Annotated in this window: 20 protein-coding genes and 1 pseudogene; all 21 read left to right on the forward strand. The window is 77.6% G+C overall.

What is annotated here, in order from left to right; all coding sequences use genetic code 11:
- Positions 1-15: 15 nt before the first annotated feature.
- Positions 16-2025, forward strand: coding sequence for a VWA domain-containing protein (locus tag AC1UE5_RS00370; RefSeq protein WP_482920674.1), 2010 nt, complete (start codon positions 16-18; stop codon positions 2023-2025).
- Positions 2022-2642, forward strand: coding sequence for a cob(I)yrinic acid a,c-diamide adenosyltransferase (gene cobO / locus AC1UE5_RS00375; protein WP_482920075.1), 621 nt, complete (start codon positions 2022-2024; stop codon positions 2640-2642). Before AC1UE5_RS00370 ends, cobO begins: the two co-directional genes overlap by 4 nt.
- Positions 2639-3625 (forward strand): alkaline phosphatase family protein, encoded by a 987-nt coding sequence (locus AC1UE5_RS00380; RefSeq protein WP_482920076.1) that lies wholly within the window; start codon positions 2639-2641, stop codon positions 3623-3625. Before cobO ends, AC1UE5_RS00380 begins: the two co-directional genes overlap by 4 nt.
- Positions 3622-5019 (forward strand): cobyrinic acid a,c-diamide synthase CobB, encoded by a 1398-nt coding sequence (locus AC1UE5_RS00385; RefSeq protein ID WP_482920077.1) that lies wholly within the window; start codon positions 3622-3624, stop codon positions 5017-5019. The genes AC1UE5_RS00380 and AC1UE5_RS00385 overlap by 4 nt, the downstream gene beginning before the upstream one ends.
- The gene (gene cobI / locus AC1UE5_RS00390; protein WP_482920078.1) at positions 5016-5771 is read left to right on the forward strand and encodes a precorrin-2 C(20)-methyltransferase; all 756 of its coding nucleotides are present in this window, start codon (positions 5016-5018) and stop codon (positions 5769-5771) included. Before AC1UE5_RS00385 ends, cobI begins: the two co-directional genes overlap by 4 nt.
- 32 nt (positions 5772-5803) lie before the next feature.
- Positions 5804-6532, forward strand: a complete 729-nt coding sequence (gene cbiQ / locus AC1UE5_RS00395) for a cobalt ECF transporter T component CbiQ (RefSeq protein ID WP_482920079.1) — start codon at positions 5804-5806, stop codon at positions 6530-6532.
- A pseudogene (locus tag AC1UE5_RS00400) lies at positions 6529-7329 on the forward strand (sirohydrochlorin chelatase); the annotation flags it as partial. The gene cbiQ and the pseudogene AC1UE5_RS00400, both read left to right, overlap by 4 nt.
- Before the next feature lie 90 nt (positions 7330-7419).
- A complete protein-coding gene (locus tag AC1UE5_RS00405; protein WP_482920675.1) occupies positions 7420-8313 on the forward strand; it encodes an energy-coupling factor ABC transporter ATP-binding protein in 894 nt (297 codons plus the stop codon).
- Positions 8310-9089 carry a precorrin-3B C(17)-methyltransferase gene (cobJ, locus tag AC1UE5_RS00410; protein ID WP_482920080.1) on the forward strand — a complete coding sequence of 260 codons (780 nt, stop codon included), beginning with the start codon at positions 8310-8312 and terminating at the stop codon, positions 9087-9089. The genes AC1UE5_RS00405 and cobJ overlap by 4 nt, the downstream gene beginning before the upstream one ends.
- Positions 9086-9826: a uroporphyrinogen-III C-methyltransferase gene (cobA, locus tag AC1UE5_RS00415; protein WP_482920081.1), complete on the forward strand. Its 741-nt coding sequence runs from the start codon at positions 9086-9088 to the stop codon at positions 9824-9826. The genes cobJ and cobA overlap by 4 nt, the downstream gene beginning before the upstream one ends.
- Entirely contained in the window at positions 9813-10532 is a 720-nt protein-coding gene (locus tag AC1UE5_RS00420) for an energy-coupling factor ABC transporter permease (protein WP_482920082.1), read from the forward strand. The genes cobA and AC1UE5_RS00420 overlap by 14 nt, the downstream gene beginning before the upstream one ends.
- Positions 10529-11329 (forward strand): precorrin-4 C(11)-methyltransferase, encoded by an 801-nt coding sequence (cobM, locus tag AC1UE5_RS00425; RefSeq protein ID WP_482920083.1) that lies wholly within the window; start codon positions 10529-10531, stop codon positions 11327-11329. Before AC1UE5_RS00420 ends, cobM begins: the two co-directional genes overlap by 4 nt.
- Positions 11326-12495 (forward strand): cobalt-precorrin-5B (C(1))-methyltransferase, encoded by a 1170-nt coding sequence (locus AC1UE5_RS00430; RefSeq protein WP_482920084.1) that lies wholly within the window; start codon positions 11326-11328, stop codon positions 12493-12495. The genes cobM and AC1UE5_RS00430 overlap by 4 nt, the downstream gene beginning before the upstream one ends.
- The gene (gene cbiE / locus AC1UE5_RS00435) at positions 12492-13688 is read left to right on the forward strand and encodes a precorrin-6y C5,15-methyltransferase (decarboxylating) subunit CbiE (protein WP_482920085.1); all 1197 of its coding nucleotides are present in this window, start codon (positions 12492-12494) and stop codon (positions 13686-13688) included. Before AC1UE5_RS00430 ends, cbiE begins: the two co-directional genes overlap by 4 nt.
- Positions 13685-14056 (forward strand): cobalamin biosynthesis protein, encoded by a 372-nt coding sequence (locus AC1UE5_RS00440; protein WP_482920086.1) that lies wholly within the window; start codon positions 13685-13687, stop codon positions 14054-14056. The genes cbiE and AC1UE5_RS00440 overlap by 4 nt, the downstream gene beginning before the upstream one ends.
- Positions 14053-14274: a 4Fe-4S binding protein gene (locus AC1UE5_RS00445; RefSeq protein ID WP_482920087.1), complete on the forward strand. Its 222-nt coding sequence runs from the start codon at positions 14053-14055 to the stop codon at positions 14272-14274. The genes AC1UE5_RS00440 and AC1UE5_RS00445 overlap by 4 nt, the downstream gene beginning before the upstream one ends.
- On the forward strand, positions 14271-14864 hold the full coding sequence (locus AC1UE5_RS00450) for a precorrin-8X methylmutase (RefSeq protein WP_482920088.1): 594 nt from the start codon (positions 14271-14273) through the stop codon (positions 14862-14864). The genes AC1UE5_RS00445 and AC1UE5_RS00450 overlap by 4 nt, the downstream gene beginning before the upstream one ends.
- Before the next feature lie 53 nt (positions 14865-14917).
- The gene (locus AC1UE5_RS00455; RefSeq protein WP_482920089.1) at positions 14918-15532 is read left to right on the forward strand and encodes an adenosylcobinamide amidohydrolase; all 615 of its coding nucleotides are present in this window, start codon (positions 14918-14920) and stop codon (positions 15530-15532) included.
- Positions 15529-17304 carry a 5,6-dimethylbenzimidazole synthase gene (gene bluB, locus AC1UE5_RS00460; RefSeq protein ID WP_482920090.1) on the forward strand — a complete coding sequence of 592 codons (1776 nt, stop codon included), beginning with the start codon at positions 15529-15531 and terminating at the stop codon, positions 17302-17304. Before AC1UE5_RS00455 ends, bluB begins: the two co-directional genes overlap by 4 nt.
- Positions 17298-17813: a bifunctional adenosylcobinamide kinase/adenosylcobinamide-phosphate guanylyltransferase gene (locus tag AC1UE5_RS00465; protein ID WP_482920091.1), complete on the forward strand. Its 516-nt coding sequence runs from the start codon at positions 17298-17300 to the stop codon at positions 17811-17813. The genes bluB and AC1UE5_RS00465 overlap by 7 nt, the downstream gene beginning before the upstream one ends.
- Positions 17810-18802, forward strand: a complete 993-nt coding sequence (locus tag AC1UE5_RS00470; protein WP_482920092.1) for an aminotransferase class I/II-fold pyridoxal phosphate-dependent enzyme — start codon at positions 17810-17812, stop codon at positions 18800-18802. The genes AC1UE5_RS00465 and AC1UE5_RS00470 overlap by 4 nt, the downstream gene beginning before the upstream one ends.
- Positions 18803-18865: the final 63 nt, after the last annotated feature.

Raw genomic sequence — 18865 nt, forward strand, 5'->3', positions numbered from 1 at the left:
TTCCCCCTTTCCGCGATCGTCGGCCAGGACGCGCTGCGCGAGGCCCTCCTCGCCATCGCGGTCGACCCCGCGATCGGCGGCGTCCTCGTCCGCGGCGAACGGGGCACCGCGAAGTCGACGGCCGTCCGCGCGCTCGCGCCACTGCTGCCGCCGGTCGAGGTCGCGGACGGCTGCGCGTACGGCGTCGCGCCGGGCGAGCCGTGCCCCGACGGCCCGCACGCGACCTCGAGCTCGCGTGAGGTGCGGCTCGTCGAGCTGCCGGTCGGCGCGACGGCCGACCGCGTCGTCGGGACGCTCGACCTCGACCGCGCGCTGGCCGACGGCGCCCGGGCGTTCGAGCCGGGTCTGCTCGCCGCGGCGCACCGCGGGATCCTCTACGTGGACGAGGTCAACCTCCTCCCCGACCACCTCGTCGACGTGCTCCTCGACGCCGCGGCGATGGGGCGCAACCACGTCGAGCGCGAGGGCGTGTCGGTCTCGCACCCGGCGCGGTTCCTGCTCGTCGGGACGATGAACCCGGAGGAGGGGGAGCTGCGCCCGCAGCTGCTCGACCGCTTCGGCCTGTCCGTCGCCGTGGCCGCGAGCGGGGAGGCGCGCGAGCGCGTCGAGGTCGTCCGGCGGCGGCTGGCCTACGACGCCGACCCGGTTGCGTTTGCGGCGCGCTTCGTCACGGAAGAGCGCGCGCTTCGTGACCAGATCGCGCAGGCCCGCGCGCGGCTGGATGCGGTGCGGCTGGGGGAGCGGATGCTCCTGCTGATCGCCGGCACGTGCGCGCGGCTGGGCGTCGACGGCCTGCGCGCGGACATCGTGTGCGCGCGCACCGCGGCGGCGCTGGCGGCGCTCGACGGCGCGGACGAGGTGACGGAGGAGCACGTGCGCCGTGCCGCGCTCCTGACGCTCGCGCACCGCCGCCGCCGCGGCCCGCTCGACCCGCCGGGGCTGGGCGAGGACGAGCTCGACGACGCGCTGGAGGGCGCACGCGGCGACGCGGGCGACGCGGACGGTGGCGACGACGGCGGGGACGACGACGGCCCGCGCAGCGGGGGCGGCGGGGCGCGCGGGTCCGCGGATGGCGGCGACGGCGGCGACGGCCTGCACGGCGACGACGTTCCCGCGGGAACGCCGGCCGGGGCGCGGGGCGAGGACGTTCCCGCGGGAACGCGCGACGGCGACGACGACCCGCGCGAGTACCGCGCCGGCGCGCCCGCGCCGCACCGCACGGACGCCCCCGCGCAGCCCGGCGTTCCGCCGCTCCTCGCGCTCGCGGGTGAGGGCCGCGGCGCACGCGGCGGCCGCTCCCGCGCGACGGGCCCGCACGGCGCGCCGGTCGACGCCGTGCCCGCCGGCGCCGAAGTGACCGACCTCGCCGTCGCCGCCACGCTCCGCGCCGCCGCGCGTCGGAGGCGACGCGGGGAGGGGCCCGACGGCGCCGCCGGGCGCGTGCGCATCCAGCGCGCCGACCTGCGCGAGCACCTCCGCGCCGGCCGCGAGGGCAACCTCGTCGTGTTCTGCGTCGACGCGTCCGGGTCGATGGGCGCGAAGCGGCGGATGGCCGCGGTCAAGGGCGCGATCCTCGGGCTCCTCCTCGACGCCTACCAGCGCCGCGACCGCGTCGCGCTCGTCACCTTCCGCGGCACGCACGCGCAGCTGGCGCTCCCCCCGACCTCCTCCGTCGAGCAGGCGGCCGCCGCGCTCGCGCAGCTCCCCACCGGCGGCGGCACGCCGATCGCCGCGGGGCTCGACGAGACGGCGCGGCTCATCGCGCGCGAGCGGCGCCGCGACGCCGACCGCCGCTCGCTCGCGCTCGTCGTCACCGACGGCCGTGCGTCCGGCGGCGCCCCCGGGCGGGCGGCGGCGCAGGCGGCGGCGACGCGGCTCGCGCAGACCGCCGACGGCGTCGTCGTGTTCGACGCCGAGGAGGGCGCGGTGCGCCTCGGCCTCGCCCGCGACCTCGCCACCGCCGCCGCAGCGCGCCTGCTCCCCCTGTCTTCCCTGACGAACGCCGCGCCCCGGAGGGCTGCATGAGCACGACCGATCCCACCGTCAACCGCCACACCGACGCGGACGTCCCGCACACGCCGGAGGACGCCGGCTCCGCCGAGCCCAAGCGCCGCAAGCCGCGCGACAAGCCGCTCCTCATCGTCATCACCGGCCACGGGAAGGGCAAGTCGACCAGCGCCTTCGGGATGCTCCTGCGCAGCTGGGCGCGCGACTACCGCTGCGGCGTCTTCCAGTTCGTCAAGTCCGGCAAGTGGAAGGTCGGCGAGGCGAAGGCCGCGGCCGCGCTCGGCGGCATCGACTGGGAGAAGATGGGCGACGGCTGGACGTGGATCTCCAAGGATCTCGACGAGTCCGCCGACAAGGCCCGCGCGGGGTGGGAGGAGGTCAAGCGGCGCATCGGCGACGAGCGCTACGAGTTCCTCCTCCTCGACGAGCTGACGTACCCGATCAACTTCGGCTGGCTCGACGAGGACGACGTCGTCGAGACGCTGGTCAACCGGCCGGGCTTCCAGCACGTGGTGATCACCGGCCGCGACGCGCCGGCCAAGCTGATCGCCGCCGCCGACCTCGTCAGCGAGGTGCAGAAGGTCAAGCACCCGATGGACCAGGGCATCCGCGCCCAGCAGGGGATCGAGTGGTGACCACGCCCCGCGTCCTCGTCATCCTCGACGGCGCGCCGGAGCCGATCCAGCCGTGGCCGACCACGCTGGAGGAGGCGCGGACGCCGACGCTCGACGCGCTCTGCCGCCACGGCGCGGTCGCGCGCGTGCAGACGACGCCCGACGGGCTCGCGCCGGGCTCCGAGACCGGCATCCCGACCCTGCTCGGCGCGCCGCCGCGGACGGCCGTCGGGCGTGGTGCGGTCGAGGCCGCGAGCGCCGGCATCCGGGTCGCCGACGGCCTGCGCGCGTGGCGGATCGACGTGCGGGGGGAGCGCGGCCGGCGCGCGACCGACCACGAGGTCCACCTGCTCTGGCCGCTGCTGCGCGCGCAGCTCCCGCGCCACTGCGTCACGCCGCTGCGCGGCCACCGCCTGCTCGCCGTCGGCGCGCGCCACCCGCAGATCGCGGCGTGCGGCGGGTTCGACGTCGAGGTCTGGCCGGTCGGCGAGACGCCGGAGCCGGTGCTCGACGAGCGCACCACGATCGTGAGCGGCCCGGGCGCCGCGGCCGGCGTGGGGCGGCTGCTCGGTGCGCGGGTCGTCCAGCCCGAGGGGGCGACCGGCGACGTCGACACCGACCTGCGCGTGAAGGCGGTGACCGCGATCGGCGCGCTCCGCCACGGCCACGCCGACACGGTCGTCGTCCACGTCGGGGGAGCGGACGAGGCCGCCCATCGCGGCGAGCGCGACGGCAAGCGCGCGCTGCTCGAAGCGGTCGACGCTCAGCTCCTGGCGCCGCTGGTCGCGGCGGCGCACGACCACGGCGCGCTGCTCGCGGTCACGTCCGACCACGGCACCTGCCCGTGGACCGGCCGCCACGACGCCCAGCCGGTCCCGGCCGTGCTCAACGGCCCGCGCATCCCCGCTGCCGGTCCCTCGCGCCTCACCGAGCGCGCGGTCGAGCACACCCCGGTTGCAACATCGCCATGGTCCGTCGGGCGCGTCGCGGAGGTCCACGCGTGATCCCGCGGCTCGTCATCGCCGGCACCTCTTCGGGCGCGGGGAAGACGACGGTCGCGACCGGGCTCCTCGCCGCGCTGACCGCGCGCGGCGTGGCGGCGACGGGCGCGAAGGTCGGCCCGGACTTCATCGATCCCAGCTACCACGCGCTGGCGACCGGCAGGCCGGGCCGCAACCTCGACGCGTTCCTCTCCGCGCCCGACCTGATCGCCCCGCTGTTCCGCCACGGCGCGCGCGGCGCGGAGGTCGCGGTGATCGAGGGCGTGATGGGGCTGTACGACGGCGCGTCCGGGCGGGGCGAGCTGGCCTCGACCGCGCACGTGGCGAAGCTCCTGCGCGCGCCCGTCGTGCTGGTGGTCGACGCGGCCGCGATGGCGCGCAGCGTCGCCGCGATCGTCCACGGCTACGCGACGTTCGACCCCGACGTGCAGGTCGCCGGCGTGATCCTCAACCGGGTCGGCTCGCCGTGGCACGCGACGCTGCTGCGCGAGGCGCTGGAGCCGCTCGGCATCCCGGTGCTCGGCGCGCTGCCGCGGGACGCGGAGGTCGCGACGCCCGAGCGCCACCTCGGCCTGGTGCCCGCGGCCGAGCGCGTCGAGCAGGCGCGCCGCGCGATCGACGCGCTGGGCGAGGCGGTCGCCGCGCACTGCGATCTCGCCGGCCTGCTCGCGCTCGCCCGCAGCGCGCCGGACGTGCCGGGGGAGGCGTGGTCGCCCGCGCCCGATCCCGACGCGCCGGAGGCGTGGGCCGGATCCGTGCCGCCGCGCATCGCCGTCGCCGCCGGGCCCGCGTTCAGCTTCCACTACCCGGAGAACCGCGAGCTGCTGCGGGCGCACGGCGCCGAGCTCGTCGAGTTCGACCCGCTCACCGACGAGGAGCTCCCCCCGCGCACCGGCGGCCTGCTGCTGGCGGGCGGGTTCCCCGAGGTCTACGGGGCCGAGCTGTCGGAGAACTGGTCGCTGCGCGCGGAGATCGCCGCGTTCGCCGCGCGGGGCCGGCCGGTGCTGGCCGAGTGCGGCGGGCTGCTGTACCTGGCGAGCGAGCTCGACGGGCGGCCGATGTGCGACGTGATCCCGGCCGCCGCCACGATGGGCGAGCGGCTGTCGCTCGGCTACCGCGAGGCCGTCGCCGCGTCCCCGCACGGCGTGTGGGAGGAGGGCACGGCCGTGCGCGGCCACGAGTTCCACTACTCGCGCCTGGAGCCCGCCGCCGGCGCCGCGCCCGCGTGGACGCTGCGCGCCCGCGGCACCGAGCGCGCCGAGGGCCACGTGCTCGGCGGCGTGCACGCGAGCTACCTGCACACGCACTGGGCGGCCACGCCGCAGGTCGCCGCGCGGATGGTCGCCGCGGCCGCCGCGCCGGCGGTCCCGTCCTGGACCGGAAGGGTGAACGTATGAGCGACGAGACCGCGCGGGCGGGGCGGCTGATCGGCGTCGGCGTAGGACCCGGCGATCCGGAGCACCTGACGCTCAAGGCGCTGCACGCGCTGCAGGCGGCGGACCGCGTGTTCGTCCCCGAGACCGACACGTCGCGCGCCGGCGGGGACGTCGGCCGGGCCGAGCGCGTCGTGGCGCCGCATCTTCGATCTTCGAAGATCGAACGTCTGCTGTTCGCCATGCGCGACGACGCGGCGCGCGCCGGCAACTGGGACCGCGCGGGCGACGCGATCGCCGCCGTCGTGCGTGAGGGCGGGACCGCGGCGTTCGCCACGATCGGCGACCCGAACCTCTACTCGACGTTCGGCTACGTGGCGCAGACGGTGCGCGCGCTCGTGCCGGAGGTCGTCGTCGAGACGATCCCCGGCATCACCGCGCTGCAGGACCTCGCCGCGCGCTCCGGCACCGTGCTCGCCGAGGGCGACGAGCGGCTCGCGCTCGTGCCGTGGCCGGCAGGCGAGGACAAGCTGCGCGACGCGCTCGACGGGTTCGACACGGTGGTCGTCTACAAGGGCGGCCGCCACCTCCCGCGCGTGCTGGAGACCGTGCGCGACGCGGGCCGGCTGGAGGGCGCGGTGTACGGCGAGCAGCTCGGCCTCGGCGCGTCCGAGGTCGTGGCGGCGGCGGAGGAGCGCGACGGGACGCGGGGGCCGTACATGTCGACGGTCATCGTCCCCCGGCGTGTGCAGCACGAGCGGGGAGGGCGCCTATGAGCATGGCCCACGCCGCGGCTGAATCTCAGCCCGTGGTCACCGCCCTGCACCGCGCCGCGCCGGAGACCAAGCTCGTCGCGCTGCTCGTGTTCGTCGTGGCCGTCGCGCTCGTGCCGCACGGCGCCGCGCTGCCCTACGCGGTCGACCTCGCGCTGATCCTCGCGCTGGCGACGTGGGCGCGCGCGGGCGTCGGGTTCCTCGCGCAGCGGCTCGTCGTCGAGATCCCGTTCGTGCTCTTCGTCCTGCTGCTGCCGTTCGTCACCGGCGGCGACACGACGCGGGTGCTCGGCGTGGAGCTGAGCGAGGACGGCCTGTGGACCGCGTTCGGGATCGTCGCCAAGGCCACGCTCGCGGTGCTCGCCACCGGCGTGCTCGCCGCCACGACGACCGCGCCGGAGATCGTCGCCGGGCTCGAGCGCCTGCGCGTGCCGCGGACGATCACCGCCGTCGCGGGGTTCGCGATCCGCTACGTGCAGGTCGTGCTGGAGGAGATGCGGCGGCTGCAGCTCGCCCGCGTCGCGCGCGGCGACGACCCGCGCTGGCTGTGGCAGGCGCGGACCGTCACCCGCACCGCCGGCGCCGTCGCCGTCCGGTGCTTCGAGCGGGGTGAGCGCGTGCACGGCGCGATGCTCGCGCGCGGCTACACGGGCCGGCTGCCCGAGACCGGCCTGGTGCTCGCGGCGCCCCCGCTGGCGTGGGCCTGCGCGCTGGTCGCCGCCGCGCCCGCCGTCGCGCTCACCGCGCTGGAGGCCGCCGCGTGAGCGCCGCCGCCCACACCCACGCGCCCACCGCGGCGCCGCCAGCGCTGCTGCTCGTCGGCCACGGGACCCGCGACGCCGACGGGCTGGAGGAGTTCCACCAGCTCGCCGCGCACGTGCGCGAGGCCGCCGGCGAGGTCCAGATGGAGACCGGGTTCATCGAGCTGGCCGAGCCGCTGGTTGACGACGCGATCGACACGCTCGTCGCGCGCGGCCCCCGCGACGTGGTGTCGGTGCCGCTCGTGCTGCTCGCCGCCGGGCACCTGAAGAACGACGGCCCGGCGACGCTCGCCCGCGCCCGCGTCCGCCACCCCGACGTGCGCTTCCGCATGGGCCGCGACCTGGGCATCCACCCGACCGTGCTCGACGTCGCCGAGGACCGCATCCGCGCGGCCCTCGGCGGAGATGCGACCACCGGCGAAGACGCAACCAACGGCGGAGATGCAACCAGTGCGGCGGAGACGGCCGTCGTGCTCGTGGGGCGCGGCTCGTCCGACCCCGACGCCACGTCGGACCTCTTCAAGATCGCGCGGCTGCTCGCCGACGGGCGCGGCCTCGGGCTGGTCGAGCCCGCGTTCGTGCAGGTCGCCCAGCCCGACGTCGCGGGCGCGCTGGAGCGCTGCCGCCGGCTCGGCGCGCGGCGGATCGTCGTGATGCCGTTCCTCCTCTTCACCGGCGTGCTCGTCCCACGCATCTACCGGCAGGCCGCGGAGTGGGCAGAGCAGCACTCCGGAGTGGAGGTCCGAGGCGCCGCGCACCTCGGCCCCGACCGGCGGCTCGCGAAGCTCGTGCTGGAGCGCTACCGCGAGGCGCAGGCCGGCGACGTGCGGATGAACTGCGACGTGTGCGCCTACCGCGTGCGGCTGCCCGGCTACGAGGACAAGGTCGGGATGCCGATCTCGCTGACGCCCCACGGCGACGGGCCCGCGCGCGGCAAGCGCCGGGGCCGCCGGGCGACCCGTGCGCCCCAGGCGCCGCTGGAGCTCGCGCCCCGCCGGCCCGGGCTGCGCCCCGCCGCGCGCGTCGAGGTCCCGCCTGGCACGCCGCCCGCGCTCGAGGTCTCCGGCCTCCGGTTCGCCTATCCCGACGGCAGCGCCGCGCTGGCGGGCATCGACCTCACCGTCATGCCCGGCGAGCGCGTCGCGGTGCTCGGGCCGAACGGTGCCGGCAAGACGACGTTCGTGCTCCAGCTCAACGGGATGCTCGACGGCGCCGACGGGATCGTGCGCGTCGGCGGCGTCGAGTTGGCGCGGGGGACGCGGAAGGCGATCCGCGAGAAGGTCGGCGTCGTCTTCCAGGACCCCGACGACCAGCTCTTCATGCCCACCGTCGAGGCCGACGTCGCGTTCGGTCCCGCCAACCAGGGCCTGCGCGGGGAGGAGCTGCGAGAGCGGGTCCGCGAGGCGCTCGCGCTCGTCGGCCTGCACGACGACGACCTCCCGGCGCGCGCGCCGCACACGCTGTCGGCGGGCCAGCGGCGGCGGGCGGCGCTCGCGGGCGTGCTGGCGATGCGGCCGGAGATCCTCGTGCTCGACGAGCCGTCGTCCGCGCTCGACCCCGCCGCGCGGCGCGAGCTCGCCGACGTCCTCCAGTCGCTGCGCGTCACCACGCTCGTCGTGACGCACGACCTCCCGTACGCGCTGGAGCTGTGCGAGCGCGCGGTCGTGCTCGACCGCGGCGTCGTCGTGGCCGACGGCGCGACCCGCGAGGTGCTCGCGGACGAGGGCTTCATGCGCGCGCATCGCCTCGAGCTCCCTGCCGGCTTCAACCCGCTCGCCGCGTGACGGGATCGCTGCACATCGTCGGGCTCGGCCCGGGGGACGCCGCGCTGCGCACCCCCGCCGCGGCCGATGCCGTGGCGCGCGCGGAGGTCGTCGTCGGCTACGCCGCGTACGTCGACCTCTGCGCCGACCTCCTCCGCCCGGAGCAGCTCGTGGTGCGCGGCCGGATGGGGGAGGAGGCCGAGCGGGCCGACGAGGCCCTCGACCGCGCCGCCGCCGGCGCGTGGGTCGCGCTCGTGTCGAGCGGTGACGCCGGGGTCTATGGCATGGCCGCCCGGACCCTTGCCCGCGCCGCCGCGCTCCCCGCCGCGACCCGGCCCGAGGTCGTCGTCGTGCCCGGCGTCACCGCCGCCCTGGCCGCGGGCGCGCTGCTCGGCGCGCCGCTCGCGGACGACTTCGCGACGCTCTCGCTCTCCGACCTGCACACGCCGTGGGAGACGGTCGAGCGCCGCCTGACCGCCGTCGCGTCCGCGGGCCTCGCGCTCGCGCTCTACAACCCGCGGTCGAAGGCGCGGACGTGGCAGCTCGACCGCGTGCTGGAGATCCTCCGCGAGACCCGCGGCGGCGCGACCCCCGTCGCGCTGTGCACCGACGTCGCCCGCCCCGGCCAGCACGTCGCCCTGACCACCCTCGCCGACCTCGACCCGGGAGCCGTCACCATGCGCACCGTCCTCATCGTCGCCGGCGACACCGGCGCGCTCGCCGGCGACTGGCTCGTCGCGACGCGCGGCGCCGCCGCGTCCGCGGCCCCGAGCGCCTCCGCGGAGGTGCCGGCGTGACCGTGACGCTGGTCGGCGCGGGTCCGGGCGACCCGGCGCTCCTCACCCAGGCGGCCCGCGACGCGCTCGCCGCCGCGGACGTCGTGGTCTACGACCGCCCGTCCGCCGACGCGATCGTCGCGCTCGCGCGCCCCGACGCCGAGCGGGTGCTCGTCGGCCTCGCGCCCGGCCGGCGCGCCCTCTCCCAGGAGGACTGCAACGCGCTGCTGGTGCGGTACGGACGTACCGGTCGCAGCGTCGTGCGGCTGAAGGCGGGCGACCCCTTCGTCTGCTCGCGCGGCGGCGAGGAGGCGCGCGCGCTGCAGGAGGCGGGCGTGGAGGTCGCGATCGTCCCCGGCGTCACGAGCGCCGTCGGCGCGCCCGCCGCGGCCGGCATCCCGCTGATGGTCCGCCAGCTCAGCGTCACGTGCACGATCGTCGACGGCAACGACGACCCCGAGCACGGCACGCCGCCCGACTGGGAGACGCTCGCCAAGCTCGGCGGCACGCTGGTGATCCTCACCGGCCGTGGCCGCATCCGCCGCATCGCCGCGCGCCTGATCGCCGGCGGGCTGCCGGAGGACACGCCGATCGCGGCCATCAGCGCCGGCTCCCGGCCCGAGCAGGTGGTGGAGCGCGGCACGCTCGCCGACCTCCCGGCGCCGCTCAAGCCGCCCGTCACGTTCGTCGTCGGCGCCGTCGCCGCGCTCGACCTCACCGCCCCGGCTCCGCAGGAGGTGCCCGTTGCACATCCCTGACGGCTTCCTCTCCGGCGAGGCCGCCGCGATCGGGTGGACCGCCGGCGCCGCCGGGCTCGCCCTGTGCCTGCACAAGGTCCGCGCCGAGCAGCGCGAGCGCGACCTCCCGGTCGCCGGCCTCGCGGCCGCGTTCTTCCTCGTCGGCGACGCGCCGATGTTCCCGATCACCGTCGGCACGCAGGGGCACCTCCTCGGCGGGCTGCTCGCGGTCGCGCTGCTCGGGCCGTGGCTCGGGGCGGTGACGATCGCGGTCGTCTGCGCGATCCAGGCGCTGGCGCTCGGCGACGGCGGCATCACGACGCTCGGCCTGGCGATCGTCAACCTCGCGCTGCTGCCGGCGTTCGTCGGCTACCCGCTCCTCCTCGCGCTGCGCCGGGCGCTGCCAAGTACACCGACCGGTATAGCTACCTCCGCGGCCGTCTGCGCCTGGTTGTGCGTGGTGCTCGCGGCGTGCCTGTTCACGCTGGAGTTCGCGCTCGGCGCCCGGGTGGAGATCGACCTGTCGACCATCGCCGCGTCGACCATCGGCGCCTACGCGTTGATCGGGATCGTCGAGGGCGTCCTCACCGCGCTGATCCTCCGCGCGCTGCTGGCGGTGCGGCCCGACCTCGTCCGCGTCGGCGAGCTCGTGCGCCGTGAGAAGGCCGAACGCTCCCTCGCCGCCCTCCGCGCGTCCGCCACCCGCACGTCCGAGGGCCCCGCATGAGCGCCGGCCGCGTCTCGTTCGTCGGCGCGGGCCCCGGCGCGCCCGACCTCCTCACGCTCCGCGCCGCGCGCGTGCTCGCGGAGGCGGACGTCGTGGTGTGGGCGCGCTCGCTCGTGGATCCCGCGATCCTCGACCACTGCCGCCCCGACGCCGAGCTCGTCCCCTCCGACGACAAGACCCACGACGACGTCGTCGCGATCTACGCGCGCGCCGGGGCCGAGGGCCTGCACGTCGCGCGCGTGCACTCGGGCGACCCGACGGTCTACGGCGCGCTCCACGAGCAGCTCGCCGCGTGCCGCCACCTCGGACTCGAGGTCGACATCGTCCCCGGCGTCAGCTCGGTGGGCGCCGCGGCAGCCGCGCTCGGCCAGGAGCTGACCGTCCCCGACGTCTCGCAGACGCTCATCCTCACCCGCCGCCCCACACGGACGAACATGCCGCCCAACGAGGAGCTGCGCGAGCTCGCCAGGCACGGCACCACGCTCGTGCTCTTCCTGTCCGTCCGCCGTCCGCGCGAGCTGCAGGCGGATCTGCTGGAAGGTGGCTACACGGAGGACGCGCCCTGCGCGGTCGTCTACCGCGCGTCGTGGCCGGACGAGATCGTCGCCCGCTGCGCGCTGCGGGACCTCTTCACCACGATCCGCTCCCACAAGATCACGACGCAGGCGCTCGTGCTCGTCGGCCCGGCGCTGGCGCAGGACGCGGAGGCCGGCCGCTCCCACGTCTACGACCCGGGCTACGGCCACCGCTACCGCCCGCTCGGGCGCCCCGACCGCTACCGGAAGGCGGCCCGATGACCGACCGCGAGCTGCGCGAGCCCAACCTCCCCGCATCCGCCCGGCGCGTCGCGACCGGCAAGCTGCGCCGCGGGTGGACGACCGGCTCCTGCGCGACCGCCGCCGCCAAGGCCGCGTGCCTGCTGCTGCGCGACGGCGACCCGCCGTCCACCGTCGAGATCCCGCTGCCGCGCGGCGAGCTGCGGCCGACGTTCGCGGTCGAGCGCTGCGAGCACGACGGTGACGCCGCGGTGGCGGTGGTCATCAAGGACGCCGGCGACGACCCGGACGTCACGCACGGTGCGCACCTCACCGCGCGCGTGTCGCTGAGCCCCGCGCCGGGGCTGGAGCTCCACGGCGGCGACGGCGTCGGCCGGGTGACCCGTCCGGGCCTCGGGCTGGAGGTCGGCGGGCCGGCGATCAACGCGGGGCCGCGCGCGCAGCTGCACGCGGCGGTGAGCGAGGTGTTCGACCTCTCCGAGACGGGGGTCGTCGTCGAGATCAGCGTGCCCGGCGGCGAGAAGATGGGCCGCCGGACGTCGAACCCGCGGCTGGGGATCCTCGGCGGGATCTCGATCCTCGGCACGACCGGGATCGTGCGCCCGTTCTCCACCGCCGCATGGCGCGCGAGCGTTGGGCAGGCGATCGACGTCATGGACGCGCAGGGTCAGCGGACGGTCGTGCTGACGACCGGCGGGCGGAGCGAGCGCGCGGCGCGCCGGCTGCTCCCCGAGCTGCCCGAGGTGTGCTTCGTCGAGGTCGGCGACTTCACCGGCTACGCGCTCAAGCGGGCGCGGTCGCTCGGGTTCCCCCGCGTCGTGTTCGTCGGGATGGCGGGGAAGCTGTCGAAGCTCGGCGCGGGCGTGCTGATGACGCACTGGACGCGCTCGAAGGTCGACCCGGCGTTCCACGCGGAGCTGGCGTCGCTGGCGGGCGGCTCGGACGAGGTCGTCGCGGCGTGCGGCGAGGCGAACACCGCGCGGCACGCGTACGAGCTGTGGGAGGCTGCGGGCATCGGCGGCGCGGCGTCGGACCTGCTGTGCGAGCGGGTCGCGGCGAACCTGACCGAGTACGTGTCCGGCGCGCTGCTGGTGGACGCGATCATGGTCGACTTCGAGGGCGCGTCGGTCGTCGGCGCGTCCCCGGGGGCGCGGGAGCGCGTCGTGCTGGAGGCGCTCCGGTCGTGAGCCGCGTCGCCGTGCTCGGCGTCCCCTTCGCGGACCCCGCCGCCGCGGATCTCCTCGCGTGCGCGTCCGTCGTGGTCGGAGGGCGGGAGCAGCTGGCCGCGCTCGCGCCGCCGGGCGCGCGGCAGGTGCCGCTGACGGGCGACCTGTCAGCGGCGCTCGACGCCCTCGCCGCCGCCGAAGGGCCGGCGGTGGTCCTCGCGTCGGGGGATCCGGGGTTCTTCGGCATCGTCCGGCGCCTCGCCGAGCGCCTCGGGCCGGACGTCCTGGACGTGCGGCCCGCGCCGTCGTCGGTGGCGGTCGCGTTCGCGCGCCTCGGGGTGCCGTGGGACGACGCGCTCGTGGTCTCCGCGCACGGCCGCGCCGCGCACACCGCGCTGCACGCCGCGCTCCGCCACCCGAGGGTCGCGATCCTCACGGCGCCCGACGCGCCGCCCGAGTGGTTCGTGGAGCGGCTCAGGTACACCGACCGGTCGATCACCATCGCCGAGCGGCTCGGCACGCCGGACGAGCGGGTCGTGACGGGCCCGCCGGAGGAGATCGCGGCCGCCGGGCCGTTCGCCGCGCCGAACGTGGTCATCGTGCGCGCGCCTGGCGAGGCGCCGCGCGCGACCCTCGCGCCCCCGCGCACGTCCGCGCCCGGATGGGCCCTCCCCGAGGCGGCGTTCGAGCACCGCGCGGGGATGATCACCAAGGCGGAGGTGCGGGCGGTCGCGCTCGCCCGGCTCGGTCCGGGCGTCGGCGATCTCGTCTGGGACGTCGGGTGCGGGAGCGGGTCCGTGGCGGTCGAGTGCGCGCGGCTCGGGGCGGCGGTCGTCGCGCTCGACCACGACGCCGAGGCCGTCGCGCTGACCGAGCGCAACGCCGCGGCGCACGGCGTGCCGCTCCGGACGGTGCACGGCGCCGCGCCCGCGGTGCTCGCCGACCTCGCCGACGATCCCGACGCGGTGTTCGTCGGGGGCGGGGGAGCGGACCTCGACGCGATCATCGGCGCGTGCGCCGCGCGGGCGCGGCGGGCGGTGGTGGTGACCCTCGCGCTGGTCGAGCGCGCCGGCCCGGCCCTCGCCGCGCTCGCCGCCCACGGGCTCGACGCCGAGGCGACGATGGTGCAGGCCTCGCGCCTGCGCCCGCTCGCCGGCGGTCACCGCCTGGCCGCGGAGAACCCGATCGTGGTGGTCAGCGGGGTGCGCCCGTGATCGTCGTCGGGGTCGGCGCCAGCCGAGGGTGTCCCGAGGGGGAGCTGCGCGCGCTCGTCGACGCCGCGCTGGCCGACGCGCGTCTCGAGCCGCGCCGCGTCCACGCGCTCGCGACCGCCGACATCAAGGCCGACGAGCCCGCCGTCCGCGCGCTCGCCGCGCGGTACGGGTGGCCGCTGCTCACGCACCCGGCGGAGGCGCTTGCGGCGGTCGAGGTGCCGACGCCGAGCACGGTCGTCGCCGCGCACGTCGGCACGCCGTCGGTCGCGGAGGCCGCCGCGCTCCTCACCTCCGGCGGCACGCTCCTCGTGCAGAAGCGCCGCTCCGCCCACGCGACCTGCGCCGTTGCCGCGCGCGACGCCGGATGAGCCACCGCGTCTTCGCCGCCACCGACCAGTGCAAGGGCTGCGGCGCCTGCCTGCCCACCTGCCCCGAGCGCGCGATCCGCCCCGCCCCGCCCGGCTGGGGCGGCCCGCCGCTGCTGACGCTCGTCGACCGCTGCACCGGCTGCGGCGAGTGCATGGAGATCTGCCCCGCCGACGCGTTCGTCGAGCTCGACGCCCTGGAGGCCCCGTGGCCCGCGTGACCCCGCACCCCATCGAGCAGGAGAGCTACCGCATCCTGCGCTCCCGCATCGACCTCTCGCACCTGCCGCCGCTCTCGCGCGCGGTCGCCGAGCGGGTCTGCCACGCGTCGGCGGACCTCTCGTTCGCCGAGTCGCTCGTGCTCGACGAGGAGGCGCTCGCCGCCGGCCGTCGCGCGCTGCTCGACGGGGCGACGGTCGTGTGCGACGCGCGGATGGCGGCGGCGGGGATCACCTCGCGCTCGCCGCTCGTCCCGCTGAGCGATCCGCGGTGTGCGGAGCGGGCGGCGGCGGAGGGCACGACGCGCTCGACCGCCGCGATGCGGATCGCGGTGGAGGAGGTCGGCGCGGGCGCGGTGTGGGTCGTCGGCAACGCCCCGACCGCGCTCTTCGCGCTGATCGAGCACCCGCCGGTGGAGCCCGCGCTGATCGTCGGCCTGCCCGTGGGCTTCGTCGGCGCCGCGGAGTCGAAGGCGGCGCTCGCCGCGTCCGGCCTGCCGTGCGTGACGAACATCGGGGAGCGCGGCGGGAGCGCCGTCGCCGCGGCCGCCGTCAACGCGCTGATCCGTTTCGATCCCAACGCACTTCCGTGACGAACCGCGCCGCAACCGCAACCACCCCGCGGCCGGCCGCGGCAGCACCGCGGGTGGCCGCCGGCGATGTGCTCGTCGTGCCCTTCGGCGCGCCCCGCCGCGCGCTCTCCTCCGCGCTCGTCGGGGGCGGCCTGCGCGACGGCGCGACGGCGTGGCTCAACCTCGGCGTCGAGCACGGCTACGCGCGCCTCGACCCGGCCGCGCACCTGCGCGAGGTCCTCGCCGCGCATGCGCTCGACCCGGCTGCGACGATCGCGATGATGACCGCCGCCGACGTCTCCCGCGCCGAGCATCGCGCGCACGGCCCGGTCCGCGCGGTCGGGACGGTGGGGGTCGGGCACGGGCTCGCCGCCGCCGGCCGCCGCCCCCGCCGTGTGCCGCCGGTCGGGACGATCAACCTGCTGGTGCTCGTCGACGAGCCGCTCGACGACGCGGCGCTCGTCGCCGCCGTGCAGACCGCGACCGAGGCCAAGGCGCAGGCGCTCGCCGACGCGCGCGTGCCGGCGCTCAACCACGACGGGCCCGCGACGGGCACCGCGACCGACTCGATCTGTGTCGCGGCGCTCCCCGGCGGCGGCGTGCCGTTCGCGGGGCCGGCGACGGCGGTGGGCGCGGCGATCGCGCGGGCCGTCCACGGCGTCGTGCTGGCGGGAGCGTGCGCCCCGTGAAGCGCCCCGCGCTCGCGCCCGACCTCGACCCCTCGCGCGCCGCCGACCGCGCCGCGGACCCGGCGGGCTGGCGGATGGACGAGGCCTCCCGTGCGGCCCTCGCCGAGGTCATCGCCGGCCGGCGCGACATCCGCCGGTTCCGTCCCGATCCGGTGCCCGACGCGACCCTCGAGCGCCTCCTCGAGGCGGCCCACCGCGCGCCCTCGGTCGGGCTCTCGCAGCCGTGGCGGTTCGTGGTCGTCCGGTCGACGGAGATCCGTGCGCAGGTGCGCGCGCTGTGCGAGCGCGAGCGGCTCCGGCAGGCGCCGCGGTTCGACGCCCGCGCCCGCCAGTTCCTCGACCAGAAGGTGGAGGGCGTGCTCGAGGCACCGGTCGGGATCGCGGTCTGCTGCGTCCCGCCGCCGGACGGCGTCGAGGTCCTCGGACGCGGCACGATCCCCGCGACCGACCTGCACTCGACCGTCTGCGCGATCCAGAACCTGTGGCTGACCGCGCGCGCCGAGGGGCTCGGGATCGGGTGGGTGAGCTTCTACCGCCCCGAGGACCTGCGCGCGACGCTCGGCATCCCGGCGGAGGTCGACCCGGTCGCGTGGCTGTGCGTCGGATGGCCGGACGAGCGGCCGACGCGGCCGGGGCTCGAGCGCGCGGGGTGGGCCGCGCGGCGGCCGGTGGGCGAGGTCGTCTACCACGACCGCTGGCCCTCCTCGCCCGCGCCTGCGCCCGCGTCGGCGGTGGCCGGCGACGCGACGGCCGGACCCGACGCGGCGGCCCGGGTCGCCGCGCGCGATGCGGCGGACCGCCAGGTGCGCCCGGCCGGCTCGCTCGGCGCGCTGGAGGAGCTGGCCGAGCGCTGGGCCGCGGCGACCGGCGCCCCGCCGCCCGATCCGGTGCGCGCCGCCCACCTGATCGTCTGCGCCGACCACGGCCACGTCGCGCGCGGCTCCTCCCTGCACGATGCGACCGTCACGTCCGATCTCGCCGCGACCGCGGCGGCGGGGGAGACCGCGATCGGCGTGCTCGCCCGCGCGCGCGGCGAGCGGCTCGTGGTCGCCGACGTCGGCCTGCGCGGCGCGACCCCGCCGGGTGTGGTGGACGCGAAGGTCGCGCGGGGGAGCGCCGACCTGACCGCCGCGCCCGCGCTCGGCGAGGACGGCGCGCGCGCGGCGATGGACGTGGGCGCCGCGCTCGTCCGCGACCTCCTCGCTTCGCCCGGGGTGCGGCCCGACGTGCTGGTACTGGGGGAGATCGGGATCGGCAACACCGCCACCGCCGCCGCGCTGCTCGCCGCGCTCACCGACGCCGACCCCGGCGACCTCGTCGGCCGCGGCACCGGCCTCGACGCGCAGGGGCTCGCGCGGCGCCGCGCGCTCGTCTCCGCGGCGCTGGAGCGGCATCGCGCCGCGCACGGCCCCGATGCGCGCGAGCCGCTCGCCGCGCTCGCGGGGGTCGGCGGGCACGACCTCGCCGCCCTGGCCGGGGCGGTCCTCGCGGCGCACGATGCGCGGGTGCCCGTGCTGCTCGACGGGCTCGCGGTGGGGGTCGCGGCGCTGGTGGCGATCCGGCTGCGGCCGGCGGCGCGCGAGTGGCTGTTCGCGGGCCATCGCTCCGCAGAACCGGCACACGGCGTCGCGCTGATGGAGCTCGGGCTGGAGCCGCTGCTCGACCTCCGCCTCCGGCTGGGCGAGGGGAGCGGCGCCGCACTCGCGCTCCCGCTCGTCGAGGCGGCCGGCCGGCTCCACCGCGGCCTCGGCGTGTTCGACGAGCCGTGCTGACGCTCGTCCACGGCGCCCGCCGCTCGGGCAAGAGCGCGTACGCCGAGCGGCTCGCGCTGGAGGCGGGCGCGCCGGTCACCGTGCTCGCGCCGCTGACCGTGACGGACGACGAGATGGCCGCGCGCGTGGCCGCCCACCGCGCACGACGGCCCGCGGCGTGGGCGACGGTCGAGCGGCTCGACGTCGCCGCCGCGCTCGGGGAGGTGGCGGAGGGTCGCACCGTCCTGCTCGACTCGCTCGGCACGTGGGCCGCGGAGCGCCTCTGGCGAACGCCGGACGTCGAAGCGACGGCGTTGCGCGAGGAGGCGCGCGCGTTCACCGAGGCGGCGGCGGCGCGGCGGGGCCTGACGGTCGCGGTGTGCGAGGAGGCGGGCTGGGGCCCGGTCCCGCCCGATGCGGCGACGCGGGCGTGGCTCGACGCGGTCGGCGACGCCGCGCAGATCCTCTCCGCCCAGGCCGACCGCGCGGTGCTGGTCGTCGCCGGGCGCGTGCTGGAGCTGCCGCGGTGACCGCGCTCGACGACGTCCACGGCGACGTCCACGCGCGCGGCGCGACGCACGACCACGCGGTCAACGTCCTGCCCGGCGGCCCACCGGCGTGGCTCCGCGCGGTCCTCCGCGACGCGCTGGAGCGCGACGCCGGGGCCTACCCGGACGAGCGTGCCGCGACCGCCGCGATCGCCCGCCGCCACCGCTGCGACCCCGCCGAGGTCGTGCTGCTCAACGGCGCGGCGCAGGGGTTCGCGCTCCTGCCGGCGCTCGCGCCCACCGCGCCCGCGGTCGTCCACCCCCAGTTCACCGAGCCCGACCGCGCGCTCGCCGCCGCCGGGCTCCCGCCCACGCGTGTGATCCTCGAGCCGCCGTTCCACCCCCGCGCGCACCACGTCCCCCACGACGCCGATCTCGTCATCGTCGGGCGCCCGGTCAACCCCACCGGCGTGCTGACGACGACCGACGAGCTCGCGGCGATGGCGCACTCCGGCCGCGCCGTCGTCGTGGACGAGGCGTTCCTCCCCTTCACGACCGAGCCGTCCCTCGCGGACGGCGGCGCGCCGCCCCACACGATCGTCCTGCGCAGCGTCACCAAGCACCTCGCGATCCCCGGCCTGCGCGCCGGCTACCTCGTCGCGCCGCCCGACGTCGCCGCGCTCCTCCGCGCGGCCCGCCCCGCCTGGAGCGTGAACGCACTCGCGCTCGCCGCCCTCGCCGCGTACGCCGACCGCGGGCCCGACCCCGACCTCCCGCACCGCACCGCCCAGGCCCGCGCAGCGCTGGCACAGGGGCTGCGCGAAGTCGGTGCAGAGGTGCACGAAGGCGCCGCGAACTTCCTGCTGGCGCGCGTGGGTGACGGTCCCGCGCTCGTCCGCCGCCTCCACGAGGACCACGGCATCGCGGTTCGCCCCGCCGGCACCTTCCCCGGCCTGACGCCCGACCACGTCCGGATCACGGTGCGCGGAGGCGACGCGGACGCGCGCCTCCTCGCGGCGATCCGCGCGTGACGGAGCGCGCCCTTGCACCCCGTGGCACGCTGACAGCGGACCGAACATGACCGCACACGGCAC

It is taken from the genome of Parviterribacter multiflagellatus, assembly GCF_056863265.1.